Below are 17,850 nucleotides of genomic sequence, written 5' to 3' on the forward strand. Positions count from 1 at the left end.
CTCACCAACCGGTCAGACCGGCGCAGCCCTCACCGTCATCAGCCGCGCGCCCGGCGAGCCGAGGATGACCGTGGCCGACAGCGGGCCCCGGCGGCGATACGGCTCGATCATCTCGCGCGATCGCGCACTGCCCGGCGAGGGCGAGCAGTCACCGCCGGTAGCTGGTCGGGTCGGCGAGGTACCGATCGAGGTCCGGATCTTCATGCACCTCTTTGAAGTCGTTCGCTATGCGCCAACGGTCGCCCAGTTCGGCACACAGTCGGTCGAACACCCGCCGAACAGCTGCATTGAAGACCTGACACTCCGGCTCCCGCCACGGACCTGGGTCAGGCGGGTAGTCCCAGTTCAGGGAGGCGTCGTACCACTCGATCAACTGGGCCAGCTCATCCCGGAGCGCTGCGCTGATCGGCAGCGCCTCCAGGCGCGCCGGATACCCGAAGACCTGTTGGTCCTGCGCGCCAGATGGCCACAGGACCGCCCCAGATCCCGCATCGAAGAAGAACCGAGCGTGCGGCATGGACAGGATCTTGGCACGTGGTGCCGGAAGGCGGCATCGCGCGAGGTCAAGCGAACTCGGCTGCCCGTTACTTTGAGGGTTTCACCTAACTGACCTGAGGAGATTGGTCAAAAGTCTCCACCGGCGGTTCAACGATAGCGTTCATGGCATGACCACTGGCATCACAGAGACCACCCATGCCGTCGACGCCGCTACCGTCATGGGGCTGCTCCCAGCCAAGCCGCGACTGCTCGCCCTGGGCGAGCCCACCCACGGCGAGAACGATCTGCTCGAACTGCGAAACGATCTCTTCCGGCAACTCGTCGAACGGGAGGGCTACCGGACGATCGCGATCGAGAGCGACTGCATGGCGGGTCTGCTCGTCGACGATTACGTCACCTCGGGCGCCGGCAGCCTCGACCAGGTCATGCGCCACGGCTTCAGCCACGAGTGGGGCGTCTTCGCGGGCAACCGCGAGTTGGTGCGTTGGATGCGCGCGTACAACGACGGCCGGCCCACGCCGGAGCAGGTGCGCTTCGCCGGTTTCGACGGCCCGCTGGAGATCACCGCGGCGGCAAGCCCACGGCAGGCGCTCAACGCACTGCACACCTATCTCGCCGCCCGGGTCGACACCGACCTGCTTCCCTGCACCGCGGAAACGCTCGACCGCCTGCTCGGCTCCGACGACCGATGGACCAACAGCGCCGCGATGATGGACCCGACCCAGTCCGTGGGACAGGCAGCCGAGGCCGACCAGCTGCGACTGCTCGCCGACGACCTGGTGGCTCTGCTCGACGCGCAAACCCCATACCTGATCGCGATGTCCACTCCGGACGATTGGGACCGGGCACGCCTGTACGGTCGTACCGCCGTCGGGCTGCTGCGCTACCACTTCTGGATGGCCGACACGTCACCCGGGCGCCTCGCGCGGCTGGTCGGCCTGCGGGACTCGATGATGGCCGCCAACCTGCTCGCCCTCGCCGACCGAGGCCCAACACTGGTGAACGCCCACAACAGTCACCTCCAACGGGATGAGAGCACCATGCGGCTGGGCGATCTGTCGGTGCGATGGTGGAGTGCCGGCGCGATCGTCAGCGCCCGCATCAGCAACGAGTACGCCTTCCTCGCCACCGCGGTCGGCACGATCCCCCACCAGGGGGTCGACGCCCCACCGCCGGACACCGTCGAGGGCCGGCTGTACGCGCTCCCACAGCGGAATTGCCTGATCGACACCCGCCGGCTGGCAGCCGTGCTCGCCGGCACGACACCCGCCCACCGCGTCTCCCCCTGGTACGGCTACGCCCCACTGGACCCCGCCCACCTGGCCAACACCGACGGGCTCGTCTTCGTCAAGGACGCCCGACAGAACCCGATCCTCCAGAGTTCACCGAACACCTGACCACGAACCGGCTCTCGCTCCCGCACCGGCCGGCACAGCCTGCGACCACCCGACAATCTCCCTAGGAACGCGTGGCGAGGGGTGCCGGGCCGATGCTCGTGACAGCACCACGACGACGGTACGTCGGGCTCGGCCGAGCCCGACGTACCGATCTGCCGAGGGAGGCGTCAGAGGTCGGTCAACGTCTATTGACGACCGTACTTTCTCGACAGACCGCTCTCCTGGCGTGACGGCCTGGACTGTCGATCCGGCTATCGCGGTTTTCGATGTCCGCCATATCATTCGTGGATGGCAGCTCAAGGCAGCGCTTCCCAGCTCGTGCTCGTGAACGTCGACGGTCCGCAGCAGAGGACGACAACCTCCTTCGGAATGGATCTGGTCCAGGAGGTAGCCCGTCTGCTCGGTTCGGAGAACATCCGGTCCACCAGGCTCGGTGCTGACCTGACTCTGTGGCACGCCGAAGACAGCCCGGGCCGGCCCCGAGCCGGTCATCCCAACCCTGCCGCGAGCGGGCTCGCCGCCGAGTACGGCGCGCCTCCGATCACCGGCCCCGCAGTCATCACGGGTCCGATCATGAACAACACCATCTATCCCCTGGACACCGATCAGGCCGGGCAGGTCACGATCCGGCTGCGCGCCGGGCTGGAAAACAGGTCGCCGGAAACCGGTACCCCGGCAGCCCCGGCCGACGACTGTACGAGCCACAGCCCGTGCCGCGAGCTGCTGGCGATACCCGCCGCACAGCGTGACTCCCTGCTCCGCCTCATTCCTGCGAGGAGCTCGGACCTCGGCCCGGACGGGATATACGTCTACCTCAATGACGAGGTGGTCGCGCTCCTCGTCGCGATGGGGCCGGACGAATCCGGCCGATTTCAGCAGGCCTATCCCGTCCTCGGCCATCTGACGTCCCGCTGGAACACCTCGCATACCGACTTGATCAGGCGGGCGATCGACAACATGCGGCGCGACGACGTCGTGGTCGAGCCCTACGACCAGGGCGAGTACTCACCGCTGTACGTCATCGTCGATCAGGGCGTATCGGGGGTCGCGCAGCTGGTGCGGCTCAACGAGCTACTGGGCGACGATCTTCCGCACGGAGCGATCATCGGTGTCCCCCGTGAGCACCAGATCATCGCCGTCCCGATCCGCAAGGCTCGTGATCTCGCCACCATCGAGCCGGTACTGCGGCTGGTGCACAACGTCGGCTCGAATGCTCTCGATCGGGTCAGCCTCGACGTGCACTGGTTCCACCAGGGCCGTCTGCACCCTCTGCGTGCCGAGATGAAGAACGGGCAACTGGAGCAGATCTTCCCGCCGGACGAGTTCCACCAGCTCATCGAGCAGTTGCCACGCGACTAAGGCCTGTTTCATTAGGCTCGCCCGAGCGAGCCGAGGCCCAGGCGGCGGTCCGGCAAGGCGGAGGTTCGTCCGGATACCGGTGTTGTATCCGGACGAACCGACAAGACCGCCGGTCGTCGCCCGGGCCGGCACAGCCGGGCACGGTCTCCTGAGATAGGCCGAAGGACGCGTACCGAAGTCGACGTGGTGGTTGAGCTGGCCGGCGGGTTCGGGCGCGTCTGGATGATCGGAGACCGGTGCGGTGACCGACTTCGGCATATTCCTGAGGGCCTCGAATCCGGTCGGGCACCGATGTCAGTCGAGGACCGTCGCCGAGCGCCCTTCGGCCACCGTGTACGCGCCCGCAAAGATCGCGCCGAGGCTCGTGGGCTTGAGGGTCAGCGAGACGACGCCGCCCGGCAGTACGCGCGAGCCCTCCTCGACGGTTGCGAACGCCGCGGGCATCGATCCGTTCGGGAACAGGCGCTTCCCCGTGCCGACGACGACCGGGTACTGGAGCAGCCGGTAGACGTCGACGAGTCCCGCCTGGTACAGCGTCTGCGTCAGCCTCCAGCTCCCGTGAACCTGGAGTTCCTTGCCGGGAAGCTCCTTGAGGCGGCGTACCTCGGCAACGATGTCACCGCGTAGGACGGTCATCGGGCTCCAATCGGCCTCATCGTCGGTCAGCGTGGAGCTGACGACGTACTTCGGCAGCGCGTTGAGCTTGGCGGCAATCAGGTTGTCAGGGTCGGTGACCTTCGGCCAGTATCCGCCGAGTAGGCCGAAGCTGGTGCGGCCGAAGAGGAACGCGTCGGCCTCACGGAACCAGCCCTCCACGACCTCGTTGGTATGCGTCGACGCGTGCGGAACGAGCCACCCGCCGCGGTCGAAGCCGCCAGACCGGTCCTCGTCGGGGGCTCCGGGTCCTTGCATGACGCCGTCGAGACTGACGAAGGTGTTGACGCTGAGTAGCACGGTTCTCCTCTTGATTCGGGTCGCGGACAGCCGGCAAGGTCGGCTGGCAGACGCACGCTAGCTGCCGGCCCCAGGGCGCGTCTTGTACAGGAACGACATCGCGGCGAAGCGGCCCGCCTGCAGCTCGCGTGCGGTGCACCCGACGTAGCGACGCAGCGCATGCGCGAGGTGGGCTTGGTCGAAGTACCCCAACGTCTCGACGACCGTGCGCCAGTCAACGCCGTCACGCAGCATCGTCGCTGCGGCGTTCGCACGGTCGATCTGCCTCACGGCGGTTCGCGACAGTCCGATGATCGCTCGGTAGCGCCGCTGAAGGGTTCGCGCGGCCGGGCCGTCTCCGCGGTGCTCGGCCAACTGCTCCTCGTGCTCGAGACGTGAGCGCACCAGCAGACCCGTGTTCTGCAGCCGCCGGACGAAGTGCTCGACGTTATCGAACGTCGGCGCCTCCCAGCCCTCACCACCGATGACGATCCTGCCCGATTCCGTCACTGGTAACGGCACGTACCCGTCGACCACCGAGGCTGCGGGATGCGGCCGAAGAACCGCGCCGAACGCGAACCGTACCCCGAGGAACTCGGTACCCGGCGGGACCGGTGCAGTGGTCGCCCTCGTCTCAGGCCCGCGCAGGCTGGCGAGTAGGCGTCCCTGCGCCCGCGAGAAGATCAGATGCCAGCAGGTGCGTGCCGCGGAGGTCATCGTCTCCTCCGCGTTGGAGCGGGTGCGCCACACGCGGTCGACAAGGCTCACGTCGATCTCGGTTTCGCGATGCTTGAACCGCAGGGCCACGGCCTCCTCCGTCTTCAATCCGCCGAGGTTCCCTCCTGAGGCTAGCGACGGCGACTATCAGCACCGACACGGCCCCGATGCACAGGAAGTGCGGCATGGACAATCCGCCGGTGAGCGCGCACGATGGCTCCCGTGCCGCTTCAGGAGGGATTTCGGGGGCAACGGTTGGCCTCGGTGCCCCGTCCGCTCGTCGCCGAGGCGCTTCGACGCCCGATCACCGGGCGGCTCCTCGTCACTGACGCCGGGTACTACCCGGATGCCGCTGACCACCGCATGCAGCGCCCCCGAGGCACCCCCGAGGTGGTCCTGATCGTGTGCGCCTCCGGGATGGGCTGGGCGCGGGTCGGGTCGGGTATGCATCGGATCGGAGCCTGGCAGGCGTTGGTCATCCCCCGCGGCGTCCCACACGAGTACGGTGCCGACGATCGCGATCCCTGGACGATCTGGTGGGCGCATCTGATGGGATCCGATGTGTCGAAGCTCGCGGACTGCATGGAGGCCACGACCGAGCGGCCCGTGGTGCCGGTGCGGGCCATCGGTCGGGCGGTGGCGCTGCTGGACGAGATCGTCACCTGCATCGAGCGCGACCAGTCGCCCATCCGCCTGCTGGACGCGGCGGGCACCGCGTGGAAACTGTTGACGCAGATCAGCGTCGACCGGCTGCTTCCCGAACCCGGGGACCCGCTTCAGCGCGCCATGAGCTACCTGGCCGAGCGGCTGGACGGGAAGGTGAAGGTGCCGGAGTTGGCCCGGCTGGTGGGCGTGTCACCCTCGCACCTGAGCACCCTGTTCCGCAGGGCGACCGGAGGCGGGGTGCTCTCGCATCACACCGCGCTGCGGATGGCGAGGGCCCGGCAACTGCTCGACACGACGGACGCGACGGTCACCGAGGTCGCCTCCGAGATCGGCTTCGACGACGCGTTCTACTTCTCTCGGGTCTTTCGCAAGCACCACGGGATGAGCCCGAGTGGTTTCCGCCGCCGGCATGAGGGCTACCAGGTCGCCGATGCTGCCTTCGAGGTGTGACCGGTCGGAGCGTGGATCTGTTCCGACCGGTCAGTAGGGGGCGGCGCCGGCCACGAGCGCTCGGCCGCATCCGTCCACCAGTAGAGGACTTCCCGGCCCGACCGGCGTTTCCGAAGCAGACCGGCCTCCGTGAGGACGCGCAGGTGACCACCGACCGTGCCGAGCGGCAGTCCGGTCGCAGCGACAACCGCGGTCGTGCTAATCGGCTCGGCCGCCTGGACCAGAATTCTGCTCCGCGCGGTTCCCAGCAGGCGGCGCAGCGGGTGTGTGCTGATAGCCGCCTCGGTGAAGATCCCCGTCACCGGATAGACGATCCCGAAGCGGCTGGGCAACCTCCAGGAGATCCAGCCTCCCCGGCAGTGCGCCGCAAAGAACGTGAGTTCTCCGCCTCGCACGTCGCACGCTGGGTAAGGCCGCTCCTCGACCTGCAACCGGCCGTCACCGAGCCAACGGGTGCCCGGCCTGATGTCGTTGATGACCCCGGACCAGCCGCCTCTGCCCAGGCGGGAGATCCGGGACACCACATCGGCGCGCAGCACCGATTGCCGGCGCGGCTAGTCCGGCTCGATCGTGTGGTGCCAGGCCCAGCGCAACAGAGCGGCTGTCCGGCGCGCCGACGCGGATGTCGGTCGTGCCAATGGTGGTACCCGGCAATCGCATGGAATCCGCGTTCGCGAAGTTGACAGCGACCGAGACCGCGGCGAACGAGTTCATCGGACCGCCTCTGGGTGGCCTGCTGGCCGCCGCTGGACTGGCCGTCGCGCTCGGCGCGGGCGGGGTGGGCTACGCAGGCACGCTGCTCGCCTTGGCAACCATGACCGGCCACTACCGCAGCGGCCGCTACCCCGGATCGGCGGCGAGCGCGCTCGGCCTCCGCGCGGATATCCGGGAGGGCATCCAGTACGTGTGGCGGGAGAGAGTTCTACGGACGTTGCTGCTGGTGGCGGGCACGGCAAGCGGATGCTGGGCGGCCTGGACGGCGGTCATCGTCGTGTACGCGATCGTACCCGGACCGTTGGAGCTGAGCCGCTCGGAGTACGGACTGCTGATCGGCGCGCTGGGAGTGGATGGCGTCGTGGGCGCGTCCGCCGCACCCGCCCTCATTCGTCGGCTGGGACGGCAGGTCGTCCTCGTCACGTCGTGGCTTGTTTCGCCGTGCTGCTGGCAGCGCCGGCGCTCTCCTCGTCCGCTCCGCTCCTCGCCGTGACGGCCGTGCTGGGCGGTGCCGGCTCCGGCGCCTGGAACGTCACCTACAGCTCGCTGCGCGCGCTCGTCGTGCCCGACGAGATGATGGGGCGCTACAGCGGGGTCAGCCGGCTGACCAGTTGGGGATCGATGCCACTAGGGGCCCTGGTCGCCGGGTTGACCGCGGAACTGATCAGCGTACGAGCGGTCTTCTGGGGCGGAGCAGGAGTCTGTGTCCTCGTGCTTGCCGTGACGTTGCGGACGGTCACGTCGCCGGAGTTCCGGCGGGTGGAAGCCCGCGCGACTGCCTTTCACGAACCTGAGCCGGCCGAGTCGCGCCGGTCCTGAACGGTCGGGCCCGGGCCACGTTCGGGTCGAGGCAGCGCTGTGGGCGCCGGAGGTGCGCGGCGGCACTGTGAACCGACGACGTCGCCGGTCGGCGCCCGTCCGGCGCCGACCGACGACCGGTCAGCCTTTCAATCCGCTGCTGGCGATACCGGAGAAGAACTGCCGCTGAAGTGCCAGGAAGATGAGGATGAGCGGCAGCGACGCGACGAGTGCCCCGGCCATGAGCGTCGGGTAGTCGGTCCCGAACTGGCCCTGGAGGCCGGCCAGGCCGACGGTGATCGGGCGCCTGTCACCACGCGGGGTCACGATGAGCGGCCAGAGCAGGTCGTTCCAGGAGTAGAGCGAGGTGAGGACGGCCAGCGCCGCCATCGTCGGGCGGGCCATCGGCAACATGACGTACCAGAACGTGCGCAGGGGGCCCGCGCCGTCGAGGCGGGCAGCCTCTTCGAACCCGGCAGGGATCGACATGAACGCCTGCCGCATCAGGAAGATCCCGAACGCGGAGAACATACCCGGGATCGCCAGGGCGGGAATGGTGTCGAGCAGCTGAAAGTCCCGAATGATCTCGAACTGCCCGATGAGGAACAGCTGGCTGGGCACCATGAGCATGGCGATGAACAGCCCGAACAGGAGCCTGCGTCCGGGAAACCGGAGCCGGGCGAACGCGTAACCGGCGAGCGCCGAGACGACGAGCTGCCCGATCACGCGGAGCACGAGCGCGGACAGCGACACGGTGAGCTGCGCCCAGAACGGCACCGAGCCGAAGAACGTGGCGAAGGCGCCTGTGGTCGGGTCCTCCGGCAGCAGCGTCGGCGGCATCTGGGAGGCTTCGCGGTTGGACTTGAAGATGGTGAGCAGTTGCCAGACGAATGGCGCCACCATGACCACCGCCGCGGCGGCGAGGGCGAGATGGATGACCCACTCGCCGTGGCGGGAGGCCTTCGACCCGGCTGCCACGCGCTCCCTGCGCCTGCTTCGCGTCAGCTGATCAGTCATAGAACACCCACCGGCGTTGCAGGCGGAACTGGACGAGGGTGGCGGCCATGATCACCATGAGCAGCACGATCGCGATCGCCGCGCCGTAGCCCTGGTCGAACTCCACGAAGGCCTTCTCGTAGAAGAGGTAGACGATGGTCTTCGAGTCGGCGAGCGCGGTGTTGTTGACGCTGCGGAGCATGACGAAGATCAGGTCGAACATCTGCAGCGCGGAGATCACGGTCAGCACGGTCACCAGGAACACGCTGGGCGACAGCAGCGGCAGGGTGATCCTGAAGAACTGGCGGATCCGCCCCGCCCCGTCGAGCGAGGATGCCTCGTAGAGGTCCTGCGGGATCGACTGGAGTCCGGCGCCGAGGATGATGAGGTTGATGCCGAGACTCATCCAGATGCCGACGACGCCGACCGCGTAGATCGTGAAGGTCGCATCGGCGACCCAGTACTGCCCGGGAACGCCGACCAGGGACAGGACGTAGTTCAGCAGACCGAAGTCACCGTTGTAGATGAAGCGCCAAACCATGCTCACCGCGACGGGCAGGGTCACGACCGGCAGGAAGAACAGGACCCGGTAGAGGGCACGGCCGCGGCTGACCTGCTCGATGAGCGCGGCCAGGACGATCGCGACGGGTACGCCGAGCAGCAGGATCACGGTGTACAGCGCGGAGTTGCGCAGAGCCTGCCAGAACCGGTCGTCGCCGAGCAGTTCGGTGTAGTTGTCGACTCCGGTGAACGTCCCAGGTCCGAAGGCCGGAACGTCCATGAAGCTCTTGCCGAAGGTGGTGAGGAACGGCCACACGTAGAAGGCGACGAGGCCGATGAACGCCGGGGCGATCATCAGGTAGCCCCATCCGGGTGCGGGCAGCAGCCCTCCCCCGCGGCGGCGCGTACGCTGCCGCGTGGGAGGGCTGGCGACGTCGGTGGTCACTGTGCGAGGACCTCGTTGATCGCTGTGTTGTAGGCCCGGGCGGCCTCGGCGGCGCTCTGCTTGCCCTCCCACGCCGGACCGAGGTACTGGGTCTCGAGGCCGGTCCACTTGGCGGCGTCGCCGGCGATCGGCAGCGGCACCGAGTAGTCGACGGCGTCGACGAAGACCTTGAGGTTGAACTCGGGCATCGCGTCGAGCCAACCCTGCTGGGTGTCCTGGTAGGCGGGCAGCACGGCGCCGCTCTCGGCCTGGATGACGGCCGCGTCCTTGCCACTGGCGAAGATGAGGAACTCGGCGAGTTCCTTGGGGTGCTTGGTGCCGGCGTATCCGGCGTTGAGGATGCCGCTGATCATCGTGGCCCGCTGCTTCGCCTTCGGCAGCGGCGCGACACCGACGTTGGGGCGCAGCGCCTGGTCGCCGTAGAGACGCTGGGCCCAGAAGGAGCCGGAGAAGTACATGGCGACCTTCTGGTCCATGAACATCTGCACCGCTTCGGTGTCCGAGAGCTGCTTGAGCGTCGGTGAGAAGCCGTCGGCGTGCATCTGGGTCCAGAACTGCAGGCCGGAGATGGCCTCCGGGCTGTCGATGGCGGCCTTGCCGTCGTCACCGATCACCTTGCCGCCGGCCTGGTAGATGCTGTTGTAGTACCCGCCCTGGCGGTCGATCGGCGCGGCGATGCCCCACACGCCGGCGGCGGGGTTGGTCAGCTTCCGGGCCGCCTCGCGCGCGTCGTCCCAGGTCCAGCTGTCGTCCGGGTAGGCCACGCCGGCCTTGTCGAAGAGGGCCTTGTTGAACCAGATCGCGTTCGTGTCGAAGTCCTTCGGCAAGCCGTAGAGCTTGCCGTCGACGTCGTACAGGTCGAGCACGGCCTTGGGGTAGGCGGCCAGATCGACACCCGCCGCCTTGACCGCGTCGGTGATGTCGAGCAACTGATGACCCTCGGCGTAGGCCGGGAACTGGTCGGCGAGCATCCAGAACGCGTCCGGTGCCGTACGTCCGGCCGCGCCGACCTGCAGGGTCGACCAGTACTCGGGCCACGGCAGGACCTGCACCTGGACGTCGATGTTGGGGTGCTTGTCCTCGAAGGCCTTGGCGATCGCCTCCATGGCCGGCTTCTGGTCGTCGCTCCAGGTCGCGTAGCTCAACGTGACCTTGCCGTCTCCCCCGCCGCTGCTGCTGCAGCCGGTGGCGGTGAGGGTGGCCAGCACGGCCGCGGCGGCGATCCATCTCTTGCCGTGTCGCATGGTTTCTCCTTGGGGCAAGGCCGAGCTTCAGCGCTCGGCCGGGGTGGTGGCGGTGTCGTGGTGGAGGTGGAGGCGACCCGATGCCCAGTCGACGTGGGCCGGCTCCTGGTGGTTGAGCAGGGTGTCCGCGCGCAGGCTCAGCGCGGCGACGCCGCGGATGTCGACGTCGACGTCGAGCGGCGGCTCACCCGAGCGGACGTCGGCGCTGAACAGCTGCACACCGTCGGCGTGCACGCTCATCCGGGCGGCCGTGCCGGGGGTCTCGTCGTCGATTCCGATGCGGGCGGTGAAGCGGGCGGCCGAACCGCCGAGGTAGAGCTCGATCCGTGACGGCGTGGACGCGCCGAGCCCGTCGTCGAACTCCGTCCCCGCGATGCGCATACGGCGGCCGTCGCCCGGGTTACCGCCACCGTTGCTCTGGTCGCGTTCGATCGGGCCGCTCTCGTTGTCGAACGCGACCATCGTCAACGCCGACAGGCGGTGGGATCCGGGCGTCAGCGGCCGGAACAGGCGGGCGTGCGCCACGACCGGGACGCCGTCCTCGCCCGGCGTCTCGACGGTGACCACGCCGGCCCGGCCGGGTGCCAGGGCGGCGGGCGCGTTGACCTTCCAGCGGTCGCCGTCGAGGTGCTGCGCCGACCAGCCGGGCGGTAGCCGCAGGTGTCCGTCGGTCCGCAGGACGGCCGTGCCGTCCGGGCCGAGCAGCTGGACGGCCGGGTCCACCCGCGCGGCGGTGTACTCGGGCCGCTCGACTGCTCGGCGCAGTCGCGTACCGCGAGCGGCGACGATGGCGACGAAGCCGCCGTCGTCCGCCACGTCGACGACCAGTTTGTCGTCGACAGGCCGCCGGTCAGAGACCAGGCCACCCTCGGCGCCGTCGCCGACGACCCACGCGTCGGCCGGCCCGAGTGCCAGCCGGTCGAGCGGGACGGTGAGACGACGCGCCGGGCCGGTGGCGATGCAGCCGACGAACCAGCGGTCGCCGTAACGGCGGGCGATGACGGCCTCGTGGTCGGGGTCGCCGGCGAGCAGCACCGTCTCGTCCCATGCGGGCGCGAGTTCCGCGAGGAACCGCGCGGCGTCCGGTTTGGCGAGATACGCGTCGACGTCGTCGGCGAAGTGGGTGATGCCGCATTCGAACGCGACGCTGAGCGCGAGTTCGTGGCCGTCGCTCGTGGTCCGCCCCGGCGCGCCGAACGCGACCGGCGTGTAGTCCATCGCGCCGACGACGTTGCGGGTGAACGGCTGGATCACGTTGTGCGCGGCGGTCAGGGGCGTGTCCCGGTAGAAGACGTAGTACTCGCTGCCGCGAATGGCTTCGTACCCGATGACCTGCGGCCAGGTCCGCGACCACCCGCGCGGGATCACCGAGCCGTGGAAGTTCACATGCAGGCCGAGCCGGGCGGTCTCGGCGAGGACGGTGTCATACCAGCGGTAGCGGTCCTTCGACTCGGACTCCATGAAGTCGACCTTGATGCCGGCGACCCCCCACGACCGCCACAAGGCGAGCTTCGCCAGATTCTCCGGCCCGTCGAGGTCGTGCCAGACCACCCACAGGTGCACCTGGATGCCACGGCGACTCGCATACGCGACGATCTCGGGCACCCACGTCTCGTCCCAGCCACAGTCGATCAGGAGGTGCTCCCAGCCGAGCCGGGCGGCGACGTCGACGAAGTGCCGCTGCCGGTGCAGCTGCGCCCCCGAATAGAAGTCCGACCACCAGGACCAGGCAGCACGTCCCGGCCGCACCCACTGCGCGCCGGCGAACGAGTCGAGCGGGGCAGGCGCCAACTCGTCCACGAACCGGCTCTCGACGATCCCGGCAAGGTCCCCTATCATGAACACCCGCCAGGGGGTCACCGGGCCGCGGGTGATCTCGACCGGCTCGTCGGCCAGCGCGAACCTCACCTCGCCCCCTTCGTCGACCTCCGCGTGAGCGCCGCTGAACCGGCCGTCGATCGCCGCCTCGGTGAGCAGGACATACACCCCCGCTGCGGACGAGCGGACGAGCAGCGGAAAACCGTAGGCACCGGGACGCAGCTCGGCGACGTCGGCGCCGAAGCGCGGCGTCTCGTACCAGGTCTGATATTCGAGCGCCCAGACGCGGGCGTCGGGTTCGAAGGTGAGCCGGGTGCGGTCGGCGTCGAGGCGACCGTGGCCCTCCAACCGGGCGAGCGCGTAGCGGACGGCCACCCCGTCCCCACCGGCCCGGACGTGGACCTGCCACTCGACGCCGCTGTCGTGGCACAGCTCGTAGACCATCTCGCGGTGCACGTACCGATGGGTACCCGTTGCCTTACCGGAATGGGCGGTCCACTCGTCGGTGATCTCAAGGTCACGGGACCGCAGGAGGACCGCACCGCTGTCCAGGTCGACGCCGTCGACACGGATGCCCAGCCGGATCCCGTCGAGAACGGTCCGGCCGTCGCGCCGCACACGCAGGACGACACCGTCCGTCCGCGTCTCCACCTCAAGCTCGAAGCGCTCGGGCAGCGCCGTCGGGCCCATCTCGTTGACCACATCATCTCCGTGCCGTGCGGGGACCGAACGGGAGGATCCCCTGCTCGGCGGCTTCCGACGCTAAGGTCACGGCAGCCCGCCGGGAATGTTCAATCGAACTCGCGACCTGGACGATTCGCTGCTGTATGGAGGGCCACGCGGCAGCGAAACGCTGCAGGTGGCCTCCTCCACAGGGACGATCAGCGCGCGACGGCGTGGTTCACGTACATGGTGGTGTGATCAGGCGCGCCGGGTGGCGCGGACGACGACGTCGTGCAGCGGGACCGTTCGGCCGGCGACCGTACGGAGCTGTTCCTCGGCGGTGGTGATCTCCCACTGGGCGGGATCCAGGCGGGCGGTGATGTCCGCGAGGGTGATCGAGGCCTCGGCGGGCGGGTGGTGACCGTGCCCCACGGCTGCCGAGGTGTGCAGGTGCCCGACGATCAGCAGGGTGCCGCCGGGCGCCACCCATGCGGCGATCCGGTCGTAGAAGGCCAACTGCGGCATCGTGGGGTGCGCGTAGTGCGTCGTCACCAGATCGAACCGCGTGCCCGGGTCCCAGACGGTCAGGTCCGCCTCGATCCACTGCACGTGCCCGGCCATGCCGCTGTTCGCCGCGCGCTCGGTGGCGACGGCGAGGGCTTCGGCGGCGATGTCGACCGCGGTGACCCGCCAGCCGTGGGCGGCGAGCCAGATCGCCTCGGCGCCGGCACCGCACCCGGCGTCGAGCGCCCTGCCGACCGCCAGGTCGCCAGTTTCCCGTGGGAGGTAGGGGTTCGGCGGTTCGCTTGCCAGGGAGGCGGGCGAGTCGCCGTGTTGCTGGTGCCAGTGCTGGTTCCAGTAGTCCTTGTCGAATGCGTGGGTCATGGGGCGATCCTGACCGCGTACCGGACGTACCGGCAAAGTTCTTTGCCGAATGGAAAACTGGGGAGGATGAACGAGGACGTGGACCGAACGCTCGACGCCGTCGGCCCGAGGCTGAAGCAGCTTCGCGCCCGCCGCGACATCACGCTCACCGACCTGGCGAAGGAGACCGGCATCTCCGCCAGTACGCTCTCCCGGCTCGAGGCGGGCCTGCGGCGTCCCACGCTGGAGCAACTCCTCCCACTCGCCCGCGTCTACGGCGTCACCATCGACGAACTCGTCGGCGCGCCACCGACCGGTGATCCCCGTGTCAACCTGCGCCCCATCGCCACCGGCGACGGAGCGACCATCCTGCCGCTGACCCGCCGGCCCGGAGGAATCCAGGCCTACAAGTTCGTCCTCCCGGCCGGGCGCGACGACCGCGAACCGGACCTGCGCACCCACGAGGGCTACGACTGGGTGTACGTCCTCAACGGCACGCTACGGCTTGTCCTCGGCGAGTACGATCTCATCCTTCGAGCCGGCGAAGCCGCCGAGTTCGACACCCGCACCCCGCACTGGTTCGGGTCCACCAGCGCCGGTCCCGTCGAATACCTCAGCCTCATCGGCAGACAGGGCGAACGCGTGCACGTCCGCGCCGCACTGGGATCAGCTCCGAGACGGCAGTGATCGTGCGCCTGCCGGACAGCCAGCGGCGGTGCGGCAGGCGCACGATCATCAAACGAGGTGGATCAACACCGGGTTCCCGTCAGGGCACCGGCAGGAGCACCGGCAGAATCGTGCGGGTGTCCGGCTCGAGGTGGTTGGCTCGGACGCGCCCCAGGTGTGGGCGGCGCACAGCTCCCCGCGCCGTCGACGGGCAGGCGCCGCGCGAACGCAGCGTCGACCTCGGCCAGGTCGCAACCGCCCGGCGGCCGCTAGTCCAGGCTCGCCAGCTCATCCGCGGACAGGCGAAGCGCCCCGGCGGCCACGTTCTCGACCAGGTGCTCCGGGTTTCCCGTACCCGGAATGGCCAACACGTGCGGCCCGCGAGCCAGCGTCCAGGCGATGCGGACCTGCGCCGGCGTGGCGCCGTGCGCACGTGCGATGGCGAGGACCGCTTCGTTGTCGGCGACACCGCCGGAGTCACGTCCGTCACCGGCGATCGAGTAGAACGGAACGAACGCGATGCCCTGCTCGCCGCACGTGCGGAGGGTCTTGTCGCTGACCCGCTTGTCGATGCCGTATGCGTTCTGCACGCACACGACGGGAGCGATCGCCTGGGCCTGTGCGAGATGTTGCGGGCGGACATTGGAAATGCCCAGATGCCGGATCAGGCCGGCGTCGCGCAGTTCGGCGAGCGCGCCGAAGTGTTCGGCGATCGAGTCGAGGCCGTGCTGGCGCAGGTTCACCACGTCGAGGTGGTCGCGGCCGAGCTGGCGGAGGTTCTCCTCGACGTGCCCCCGTAGTTGTTCCGGCCGGGCCAGCGGCAACCACTCGCCGGACGGATCCCGGCCGGGACCGACCTTCGTGGCGATGACCAGATCGTCGGGGTACGGCGCCAGCGCCCGGTTGATGAGCTCGTTGGCCGAACGCAGCCGGGAGAAGTAGAACGCCGCGGTGTCGATGTGGTTCACACCCAACTCGACGGCACGGCGCAACACGCCGATGACCCGGTCGCGGTCGCTCGGCCTGTCGGCGAGGTCGAACGCGGCGCCGCCCGTCAATCGCATCGCGCCGAACCCGATCCGGTTGACGGTCATGTCGCCGAGCATCCACGTACCCGCAGACGCCGCAGTGATCTCATGAGTAGGCATCGGACGAACATAGCCACGCCCGCTGACCTGCGCAGTCGGTCGCGCGCCCGATGGCGCCACACCAAGATCGCTGTTACGTTACTTATGGGCAGGGAGTGCAGGACGTAGAACATGACGGGCCCCACCGGTTCCCGATGGGCCGATACCGCGACATGAATCGCCAATCAGTGCGCCTTTTCATCGTGACGGCGCGGGTACGGCCCAGTGCAGACCCCAGGTGTCGATACAGGACGAGGCCCAGCCGGCAAGAAAGCGATCGGCCAAGATCGAAAAGCCCCGACCGAGGTGTTTCGGCGGCGGGCCGGTACGGCGGACCTGCGACGTGCGGGTACCCCTGACGTCGGCGGCGACCCGGGCACGGTGTGGGGGCGAAGTTGGACGACGGCAGGCGCGACACCTATCGTGCGCGCCTGTCGCATGGTGGCTGTTCAGTCCTTCGGTGCGACCCGGATACGGTTCCCGTCAGGATCGGCTGCGAGGAAGGTCAGCCCGAACCCCGCATCGCGAGGCTGGTCCAGGATCCTGACGCCCTTGGACTGCCACTGCTTGAAGATCGCGTTGATCTCGTCGGGTCCACCGCCGCTGATGGCCAGGCACACCTCACTGGTACGCGGGACGTCCGGCGACAGGTCCTCGAACTGGCCGGACCACAGAGCGAGGTCAGCGCCTGGTCCGAGGGCGAAGGTGATGTATCCCGGAGTCTCGAGCGAGGGGCTCATGCCGAGGAGGTCGCCGTAGAAACGGGCCGCGGCGGGAGCGTCGTTCACATAGACGATGGACACGACGGATGTGGTCATGGTTGTTCCTTCTCGCGAGTCGTAGGTACGCATCCACCAGCCTGGCCGGAATATGTGCCGCATCGTGTCGCAATTCCTGGAAAACTCGGTGGGTGACCCCGGACCGCTTCTTCGCCCTGATGCTGCTCCTGGAGTCGAGGGATGGCGCGACCACAAAGGAACTTGCCTCGGCGCTCGGGGTTTCCCTGCGAACCATCACCCGGGACCTGAACTGGCTCCGCGACGCCGGTCTGCCGGTGACCGCACACCGGGGCCGCCTCGGCGGCGTGACCATGCTGCCCGGGTCCGGGCTCGACCTCACGCGGCTCACGGCTGACGAGCGTGATCACCTCTCGCTCATTGGGCTGGATGAAAGGCAACGCGCGGAGCTCGACGCATCGGTCGAAAGCCGCCGCGCGCTCGCCAAGATCGCAGCGAAACAGTCACGCCGAGATCAGGAACTCCTGCCGCTCACCGACGTAGTGCACGTGGACAGCCGTCCCTGGCTCCAGACATCAGCATCCGGCACGACTCCGGCTTCGCTGATCGGCTCGGTGCGGCGAGGTCGCCGGCTACGGATCGAGTACGACAGCTCACGCGAGTCATGTCCACGCGACCTGATCGTGGATCCCTACGGGCTGTTCGCCAAGGCCGGCGTCTGGTATCTCATCGCCGACTGTGCCCGGGTGCCACGGATGTACCGACTCGAACGGATCACGACGTGGAAGGAAGTCGATCAGCCACGACGGATCCGCGAGAACCAGACCCTGGCCACCGTCGCTGCCGCGCTCATTGATCAGTGGGCACACAACCACGCGATAGAGGTCAGCGCCACCATCGACCAGTCCCAGATCGAGCGGGCGGAACGGATTTTCGGCCCACGACTCGTCCGGGACGACCGGGAGGAATCCGCCACCGGCCACAAGGTGACAATTCGCTTCCTGCATCTGGAGGACGTGCGAGCATTGCTGCCTTTCGGGGACGCCATCACTGTGCACGGCCCCACCGAAGCCCGGGCTCACCTCCGCGCCCTCGCCACCAACCTTGCCCACCACTATGCGACGTCACCAACGTTCTGACCACCAACACCTAGCCAGCGGGATGAAAGGAACCTGGTTAAGGAGCCTAGCAATATGATTTCTGGGTCTTCCGTCCTCTGTAAAGACGACGTCGCTGTGGTACAGCAGACGGCCGAAC

The 17,850-nt window shown here is 68.5% G+C and carries 18 protein-coding genes; 7 read left to right on the forward strand and 11 right to left on the reverse strand.

Annotation, left to right across the window (positions count from 1 at the left end):
* Positions 1 to 148: 148 nt before the first annotated feature.
* A complete protein-coding gene (locus tag AB0F98_RS16215) occupies positions 149 to 517 on the reverse strand; it encodes a hypothetical protein (protein WP_357735239.1) in 369 nt (122 codons plus the stop codon).
* A gap of 148 nt (positions 518 to 665) precedes the next feature.
* Here AB0F98_RS16215 and AB0F98_RS16220 point away from each other — a divergent pair, with 148 nt between their 5' ends.
* Both AB0F98_RS16220 and AB0F98_RS16225 read left to right on the forward strand, forming a co-directional pair.
* Positions 666 to 1,895: an erythromycin esterase family protein gene (locus AB0F98_RS16220; protein WP_357735242.1), complete on the forward strand. Its 1,230-nt coding sequence runs from the start codon at positions 666 to 668 to the stop codon at positions 1,893 to 1,895.
* A gap of 288 nt (positions 1,896 to 2,183) precedes the next feature.
* Positions 2,184 to 3,254 (forward strand): hypothetical protein, encoded by a 1,071-nt coding sequence (locus AB0F98_RS16225; RefSeq protein ID WP_357735245.1) that lies wholly within the window; start codon positions 2,184 to 2,186, stop codon positions 3,252 to 3,254.
* A 294-nt stretch (positions 3,255 to 3,548) separates the two neighbouring features.
* Here the strand turns inward: AB0F98_RS16225 and AB0F98_RS16230 are convergent, their stop codons facing one another.
* Together AB0F98_RS16230 and AB0F98_RS16235 are read right to left on the reverse strand one after the other, a co-directional pair.
* The gene (locus AB0F98_RS16230) at positions 3,549 to 4,208 is read right to left on the reverse strand and encodes a dihydrofolate reductase family protein (RefSeq protein ID WP_357735248.1); all 660 of its coding nucleotides are present in this window, start codon (positions 4,206 to 4,208) and stop codon (positions 3,549 to 3,551) included.
* 57 nt (positions 4,209 to 4,265) lie between these two features.
* The gene (locus AB0F98_RS16235) at positions 4,266 to 5,012 is read right to left on the reverse strand and encodes a helix-turn-helix domain-containing protein (RefSeq protein ID WP_357735251.1); all 747 of its coding nucleotides are present in this window, start codon (positions 5,010 to 5,012) and stop codon (positions 4,266 to 4,268) included.
* A 114-nt stretch (positions 5,013 to 5,126) separates the two neighbouring features.
* Between AB0F98_RS16235 and AB0F98_RS16240 the strand changes: the two genes are divergently transcribed.
* Entirely contained in the window at positions 5,127 to 6,020 is an 894-nt protein-coding gene (locus tag AB0F98_RS16240) for an AraC family transcriptional regulator (protein ID WP_357735254.1), read from the forward strand.
* On the opposite strand, the gene AB0F98_RS16245 is transcribed toward AB0F98_RS16240, so the two are convergent.
* Positions 5,987 to 6,559 carry a winged helix-turn-helix domain-containing protein gene (locus AB0F98_RS16245; protein WP_357735257.1) on the reverse strand — a complete coding sequence of 191 codons (573 nt, stop codon included), beginning with the start codon at positions 6,557 to 6,559 and terminating at the stop codon, positions 5,987 to 5,989. The two genes, AB0F98_RS16240 and AB0F98_RS16245, sit on opposite strands and share 34 nt — an antisense overlap.
* An 83-nt stretch (positions 6,560 to 6,642) precedes the next feature.
* On the opposite strand from AB0F98_RS16245, the gene AB0F98_RS16250 reads away from it, so the two are divergent.
* Together AB0F98_RS16250 and AB0F98_RS16255 are read left to right on the forward strand one after the other, a co-directional pair.
* Entirely contained in the window at positions 6,643 to 7,227 is a 585-nt protein-coding gene (locus AB0F98_RS16250) for an MFS transporter (protein ID WP_357735260.1), read from the forward strand.
* Entirely contained in the window at positions 7,176 to 7,553 is a 378-nt protein-coding gene (locus tag AB0F98_RS16255) for an MFS transporter (protein ID WP_357735263.1), read from the forward strand. Before AB0F98_RS16250 ends, AB0F98_RS16255 begins: the two co-directional genes overlap by 52 nt.
* Positions 7,554 to 7,673: 120 nt before the next feature.
* Here the strand turns inward: AB0F98_RS16255 and AB0F98_RS16260 are convergent, their stop codons facing one another.
* From AB0F98_RS16260 to AB0F98_RS16280, 5 genes are all read right to left on the reverse strand, one after another.
* A complete protein-coding gene (locus AB0F98_RS16260) occupies positions 7,674 to 8,510 on the reverse strand; it encodes a carbohydrate ABC transporter permease (protein WP_357735266.1) in 837 nt (278 codons plus the stop codon).
* Positions 8,511 to 8,541: 31 nt separating this feature from the next.
* Positions 8,542 to 9,474 carry a sugar ABC transporter permease gene (locus AB0F98_RS16265; RefSeq protein ID WP_357735270.1) on the reverse strand — a complete coding sequence of 311 codons (933 nt, stop codon included), beginning with the start codon at positions 9,472 to 9,474 and terminating at the stop codon, positions 8,542 to 8,544.
* A complete protein-coding gene (locus tag AB0F98_RS16270) occupies positions 9,471 to 10,718 on the reverse strand; it encodes a sugar ABC transporter substrate-binding protein (protein ID WP_357735274.1) in 1,248 nt (415 codons plus the stop codon). Before AB0F98_RS16270 ends, AB0F98_RS16265 begins: the two co-directional genes overlap by 4 nt.
* Before the next feature lie 27 nt (positions 10,719 to 10,745).
* Positions 10,746 to 13,238 carry a glycoside hydrolase family 97 catalytic domain-containing protein gene (locus AB0F98_RS16275; RefSeq protein ID WP_357735277.1) on the reverse strand — a complete coding sequence of 831 codons (2,493 nt, stop codon included), beginning with the start codon at positions 13,236 to 13,238 and terminating at the stop codon, positions 10,746 to 10,748.
* 219 nt (positions 13,239 to 13,457) lie between these two features.
* The gene (locus AB0F98_RS16280; protein WP_357735280.1) at positions 13,458 to 14,084 is read right to left on the reverse strand and encodes a class I SAM-dependent methyltransferase; all 627 of its coding nucleotides are present in this window, start codon (positions 14,082 to 14,084) and stop codon (positions 13,458 to 13,460) included.
* A 66-nt stretch (positions 14,085 to 14,150) separates the two neighbouring features.
* On the opposite strand from AB0F98_RS16280, the gene AB0F98_RS16285 reads away from it, so the two are divergent.
* Positions 14,151 to 14,750, forward strand: coding sequence for an XRE family transcriptional regulator (locus AB0F98_RS16285; protein WP_357735283.1), 600 nt, complete (start codon positions 14,151 to 14,153; stop codon positions 14,748 to 14,750).
* 248 nt (positions 14,751 to 14,998) lie between these two features.
* Here AB0F98_RS16285 and AB0F98_RS16290 read toward each other — a convergent pair whose 3' ends face one another.
* Positions 14,999 to 15,877 (reverse strand): oxidoreductase, encoded by an 879-nt coding sequence (locus tag AB0F98_RS16290; RefSeq protein WP_357735286.1) that lies wholly within the window; start codon positions 15,875 to 15,877, stop codon positions 14,999 to 15,001.
* Between the two features lie 428 nt (positions 15,878 to 16,305).
* Positions 16,306 to 16,674 carry a VOC family protein gene (locus AB0F98_RS16295; protein WP_357735289.1) on the reverse strand — a complete coding sequence of 123 codons (369 nt, stop codon included), beginning with the start codon at positions 16,672 to 16,674 and terminating at the stop codon, positions 16,306 to 16,308.
* Positions 16,675 to 16,766: 92 nt separating this feature from the next.
* On the opposite strand from AB0F98_RS16295, the gene AB0F98_RS16300 reads away from it, so the two are divergent.
* Positions 16,767 to 17,732 (forward strand): WYL domain-containing protein, encoded by a 966-nt coding sequence (locus AB0F98_RS16300; protein ID WP_357735292.1) that lies wholly within the window; start codon positions 16,767 to 16,769, stop codon positions 17,730 to 17,732.
* Positions 17,733 to 17,850 lie beyond the last annotated feature (118 nt).

Source organism: Micromonospora sp. NPDC023737 (assembly GCF_040639715.1).
Taxonomy (GTDB): domain Bacteria; phylum Actinomycetota; class Actinomycetes; order Mycobacteriales; family Micromonosporaceae; genus Micromonospora.